Genomic DNA, 5,087 nt, shown 5'->3' with positions numbered 1-5,087 from the left:
CTGCGTGGGAATGCCTCAATGGACGCTCTGCGTCCGCTTCGAAAGGGACGCGGAGCGTCCCGGGCTGCATTCCCACGCAGAGCGTGGGAACGATCGTCAGACCGTCTCCGGCCGATAAGCCCGCATAAACAGCCCCACCACATCCCGCACATGGGCCTCGGCCGCATCCCCGGTCACCGGCTCGCCGCAGCCATATAGCAGCCGGAAATTTCCCGCGCCCTTGAGCAGGCAGAAGAAATGCTCTGCGGCATTGCGCGGTTTGTCGATACTCAATGCGCCGCTCTGATTGACCTTGTTCAGCAACCCCTCCATGCCATGAAGTACGCGTTCTGGCCCGGCCTGGAAGAAAATCAGCGAGAGTTTCGGGTCTTGGCTACCCAGCGTCATCATCAGTCGATGCAGGTTCACCGATTCGTCGCTGTTGATCAGCTGATGAAAGCCGCGTGCGATGTTCAGCAGCACGGTTTCCACCGCAATGCCGTCCGGCAATTCAAAAAACAGCGTTGGCAGTTGCTCCTCGCACTTGGCCATCACTGCGGCGGCAAACAGCGTCTCTTTGTCATTGAAATGGCTGTAGACCGTCAGCTTTGACACACCGGCCTCGGCCGCCACGGCATCCATGCTGGTGTTGGCGTATCCCTTACTCAGAAAAAGGATTTTCGCCGCGTCGAGGATGGCCTGGCGCTTGGCCAGATCCTTGGGGCGACCCGGACCACTGGGTGTTGAAAGATTGTTAGACATTCTTCGCTTTAATACTGGACTGGTGAGTTTGCTATTAATAACATACTGGTCAGTATAATTATTCAAAGCACCATTAGCGAAAGGTCCTTCACCATGTTCCGCTATGCCTTGCCCCTCGCATTGCCGGTCAGTCTGGCTTTTTTATTGTCTGCGTGTGGCCATGAAGAGGCGCCTCAAGTCACCGTCCGCCCGGCCATGGTCGTTCAGCCAGAGCCCTCGGCTCAGGCCATGGAAAGTTATCCCGGTGAAGTCCGTGCGCGCTATGAGCCAGATCTGGCCTTCCGCATTGGCGGCAAAGTCAGCCGACGACTGGTCGAGGAAGGCCAGCGGATCAAGGCTGACCAGCCCCTGGCGGAACTGGATCCTCAGGACGTGCGCCTGCAACTGGAAGCCACCCGTGCCCAAGTCGCGGCCGCAGAAGCCAACCTGAACCTGGTGCGCGCCGAGCGTGATCGCTACAAGACCCTGATGGAGCGGCAGATGGTCAGCCGTTCGCAGTACGACAATGCGGAAAACCTCTACCGTTCCGGTGAAGCACGCCTCAAGCAAATCAAAGCCGAATTCAACGTATCGACCAACCAGGCCAGCTACGCGGTGCTGCGTGCGCCGCAGGATGGCGTGGTAGCCAAACGTGCGGTTGAAGTCGGGCAAGTGGTCGCGGCCGGGCAAACCGTGTTTACCCTCGCCACCGATGGCGAACGCGAAGTGTTGATCAGCCTGCCGGAGCAGAGCTTCGGTCGTTTCAAGGTCGGCCAACCAGTCTCGGTGGAACTCTGGACCCAACCCGATCAACGTTTTCCCGGACGCATCCGTGAGTTGTCGCCAGCGGCCGATCCAAAATCCCGTACCTTCGCCGCTCGCATTGCATTTACCGCCGGCAAGGTTCCCGCCGAACTCGGCCAGAGCGCCCGGGTGTTCATCCAGACTGCCGAAGTGGTGTCGTTGTCGGTGCCGCTGTCGGCGGTCACTGCGGAAAACGGTGCCACTTATGTGTGGGTGGTCGGCGCCAACAACACCCTGAAAAAAGCCCCGGTGCGGGTCGGTGCATTCGGTGAGAAAACCGTGCCGGTGCTTGAAGGCCTGAACGCCAGCGACTGGGTGGTGGCGGCCGGTGTTCATGTGCTTCACGACGGGCAGCAAGTACGCCCGGTGGATCGCTCCAACCGTGTGGTCAATCTGGCGCACAAGGAGTAATCCCCGATGGGTTTCAATCTTTCCGAATGGGCGCTGCGTAACCGCCAGATCGTACTGTTTCTGATGCTCTTGCTGGCCGTCGTCGGCGCGTTGTCCTACACCAAGCTGGGCCAAAGCGAAGACCCGCCGTTCACCTTCAAGGCCATGGTGATTCGCACCAACTGGCCGGGGGCCACGGCCGAGGAAGTGTCGCGCCAGGTTACCGAGCGCATTGAAAAGAAACTGATGGAAACCGGCGAGTACGACCGGATCGCTTCGTTCTCCCGCCCGGGCGAATCTCAGGTCACGTTCATTGCTCGAGATTCGATGCATTCGGTGGAGATCCCGGAGCTCTGGTATCAGGCCCGCAAGAAGATCAGCGACATTCGCCACACTTTGCCGCCGGGCATCCAGGGGCCCTTCTTCAACGATGAGTTCGGCACCACCTTCGGCAACATCTACGCCCTGACCGGCGAAGGTTTTGATTACGCGGTGCTCAAGGACTACGCCGACCGCGTCCAGATTCAGCTGCAACGGGTCAAGGATGTGGGCAAGGTCGACTTGCTCGGGCTGCAGGACGAGAAGATCTGGATCGAGCTTTCCAACGTCAAACTGGCCACCCTCGGATTGCCGTTGGCGACGGTGCAGCAGGCACTTGAAGAGCAGAACGCGATGTCCAATGCAGGTTTCTTCGAAACCACCAGCGAGCGTTTGCAGCTACGGGTTTCGGGGAATTTTCAGACGGTCGACGAGATCAAGAACTTCCCGATCCGGGTCGGTGATCGCACGTTCCGCATCGGTGATGTGGCGAACGTTCGTCGTGGTTTCAACGATCCACCGGCGCCGCGCATGCGCTTCATGGCTGAAGACGCCATCGGTCTGGCCGTGGCCATGAAAAGCGGTGGCGACATTCTGATTCTGGGCAAAGCGCTGGAAGTCGAATTTGCCCGGATCCAGAAAAACCTCCCGGCTGGCATGCAACTGCGCAAGGTGTCCGATCAACCCGCCGCGGTGAAAACCGGTGTCGGCGAGTTTGTTCAGGTATTGGTGGAGGCGCTGGCAATTGTGTTGCTAGTGAGTTTCTTCTCGCTCGGTGTACGCACCGGCATGGTCGTAGCACTGGCGATTCCGCTGGTGTTGGCGATGACCTTCGCCTGCATGTATTACTTAGGGATAGGCCTGCACAAGATTTCCCTCGGCGCGCTGGTACTGGCGCTGGGGTTGCTGGTGGACGACGCGATCATCGCCGTGGAAATGATGGCGATCAAAATGGAGCAGGGCTTCGACCGGGTCAAAGCCGCCAGCTATGCCTGGACCAGCACCGCGTTCCCGATGCTCACCGGAACGTTGATCACCGCTGCCGGTTTCCTGCCAATTGCCACCGCGCAATCGGGCACCGGCGAATACACCCGCTCGATTTTCCAGGTGGTGACCATCGCGCTGTTGGCGTCGTGGGTTGCCGCCGTGGTCTTTGTGCCTTATCTGGGGGAAAAACTCCTGCCGGACCTGGCGAAAATTCACGCCGCCAAACATGGCACCGGCGATGGCCAACCCGACCCTTATGGCACACCGTTCTATCAGCGCGTCAGACGGCTGGTGGAGTGGTGCGTGCGCCGGCGCAAAACGGTGATCGTCCTGACCATCGTGATGTTCGTCGCGTCAGTGGTGCTGTTCCGTTTCGTGCCGCAGCAGTTTTTCCCGGCTTCGGGGCGGCTGGAGTTGATGGTCGATCTGAAGCTGGCCGAAGGTGCCTCCCTGAGTAACACCGCCGAGGAGGTCAAGCGCCTCGAAGGCCTGCTCAAGGATCACGCCGGGATCGATAACTACGTGGCTTATGTCGGCACCGGTTCGCCGCGTTTCTACCTGCCGCTGGATCAGCAACTTCCGGCAGCGAGCTTCGCCCAGTTTGTCGTGCTGGCCAAAACCATCGAGGATCGCGAAACCCTGCGCACCTGGCTGATTGAAACCCTCAACGAACAATTCCCGGCGCTGCGCTCGCGGGTCACACGGCTGGAAAACGGCCCACCGGTTGGCTATCCGGTGCAGTTCCGGGTCACCGGTGAGCACATCGAGGAAGTCCGCGCATTGGCCCGTAAAGTCGCGGCCAAGGTTCGCGAGAACCCACACGTGGCCAACGTGCATCTGGACTGGGAAGAGCCGAGCAAAGTCGTTTACCTGAACGTCGATCAGGACCGCGCCCGGGCGCTGGGTGTGAGCACGGCAAACCTCTCGGGTTTTCTGCGAAGCTCGCTGACCGGTGCCAGCGTCAGCCAGTACCGCGAAGACAATGAGTTGATCGAGATCCTGCTGCGCGGCACGGTGCATGAGCGCACCGAATTGGCGTTGCTGCCAAGCTTGGCCGTCCCGACCGACAACGGTCGCAGCGTGGCCCTGTCGCAGATCGCGACGCTGGAATACGGCTTCGAAGAAGGCATCATCTGGCATCGTAATCGCCTGCCGAACGTGACAGTTCGCGCCGACATCTACGGCAAGGAACAACCGGCGACGCTGGTGCAGCAAATCATGCCGACCCTCGATCCTATTCGTGCCGAGCTGCCAGACGGCTATCTGCTGGACGTCGGCGGTACGGTGGAAGACTCGGCGCGCGGGCAGAACTCGGTGAAGGCCGGTGTGCCGCTGTTTATCGTGGTGGTGCTGACGTTGCTGATGCTGCAACTGCGCAGTTTCTCACGCACGGTGATGGTGTTTCTGACGGCACCACTGGGGCTGATTGGTGTGACGCTGTTTCTATTGGTGTTCCGCCAGCCATTTGGTTTTGTGGCGATGCTCGGGACCATCGCCTTGTCCGGGATGATCATGCGTAACTCGGTGATTCTGGTGGATCAGATTGAGCAGGATATCGCTGCCGGGCTTAAGCCTTGGCAGGCGATTATCGAGGCGACGGTGCGACGGTTCCGACCGATTGTGCTGACGGCGTTGGCGGCGGTGTTGGCGATGATTCCATTGTCACGCAGTGTGTTTTTCGGGCCGATGGCGGTGGCGATCATGGGGGGGCTGATTGTGGCGACGGCGTTGACGTTGCTGTTTTTGCCGGCGTTGTATGCGGCTTGGTTCAGGGTCCGTAAAGAGTCTGTGTGATTGTTTGGTCTTGGCGGCCTTCGGGCCGACCATGCTCTTGGTTGGTGGGGGGCATATCCGTTGCTGCGGTAATG

The 5,087-nt window shown here is 59.8% G+C and carries 3 protein-coding genes; 2 read left to right on the top strand and 1 reads right to left on the bottom strand.

What is annotated here, in order from left to right; translation table 11 throughout:
* Window positions 1-96 precede the first annotated feature (96 nt).
* Complete coding sequence (locus tag PMI18_RS00115) at window positions 97-741, bottom strand: TetR/AcrR family transcriptional regulator (RefSeq protein WP_007907956.1); 645 nt, start codon at window positions 739-741, stop codon at window positions 97-99.
* Between the two features lie 93 nt (window positions 742-834).
* On the opposite strand from PMI18_RS00115, the gene PMI18_RS00120 reads away from it, so the two are divergent.
* On the top strand, window positions 835-1,935 hold the full coding sequence (locus PMI18_RS00120; RefSeq protein ID WP_007907953.1) for an efflux RND transporter periplasmic adaptor subunit: 1,101 nt from the start codon (window positions 835-837) through the stop codon (window positions 1,933-1,935).
* A gap of 6 nt (window positions 1,936-1,941) precedes the next feature.
* Window positions 1,942-5,013 carry an efflux RND transporter permease subunit gene (locus PMI18_RS00125; protein ID WP_007907951.1) on the top strand — a complete coding sequence of 1,024 codons (3,072 nt, stop codon included), beginning with the start codon at window positions 1,942-1,944 and terminating at the stop codon, window positions 5,011-5,013.
* Window positions 5,014-5,087: the final 74 nt, after the last annotated feature.

It is taken from the genome of Pseudomonas sp. GM102, from assembly GCF_000282555.1.
Taxonomy (GTDB): Bacteria; Pseudomonadota; Gammaproteobacteria; order Pseudomonadales; family Pseudomonadaceae; genus Aquipseudomonas.
The sequence above is the reverse complement of the archived record's forward strand: the minus strand, read 5'-3'. Positions and strand labels throughout refer to the sequence as shown.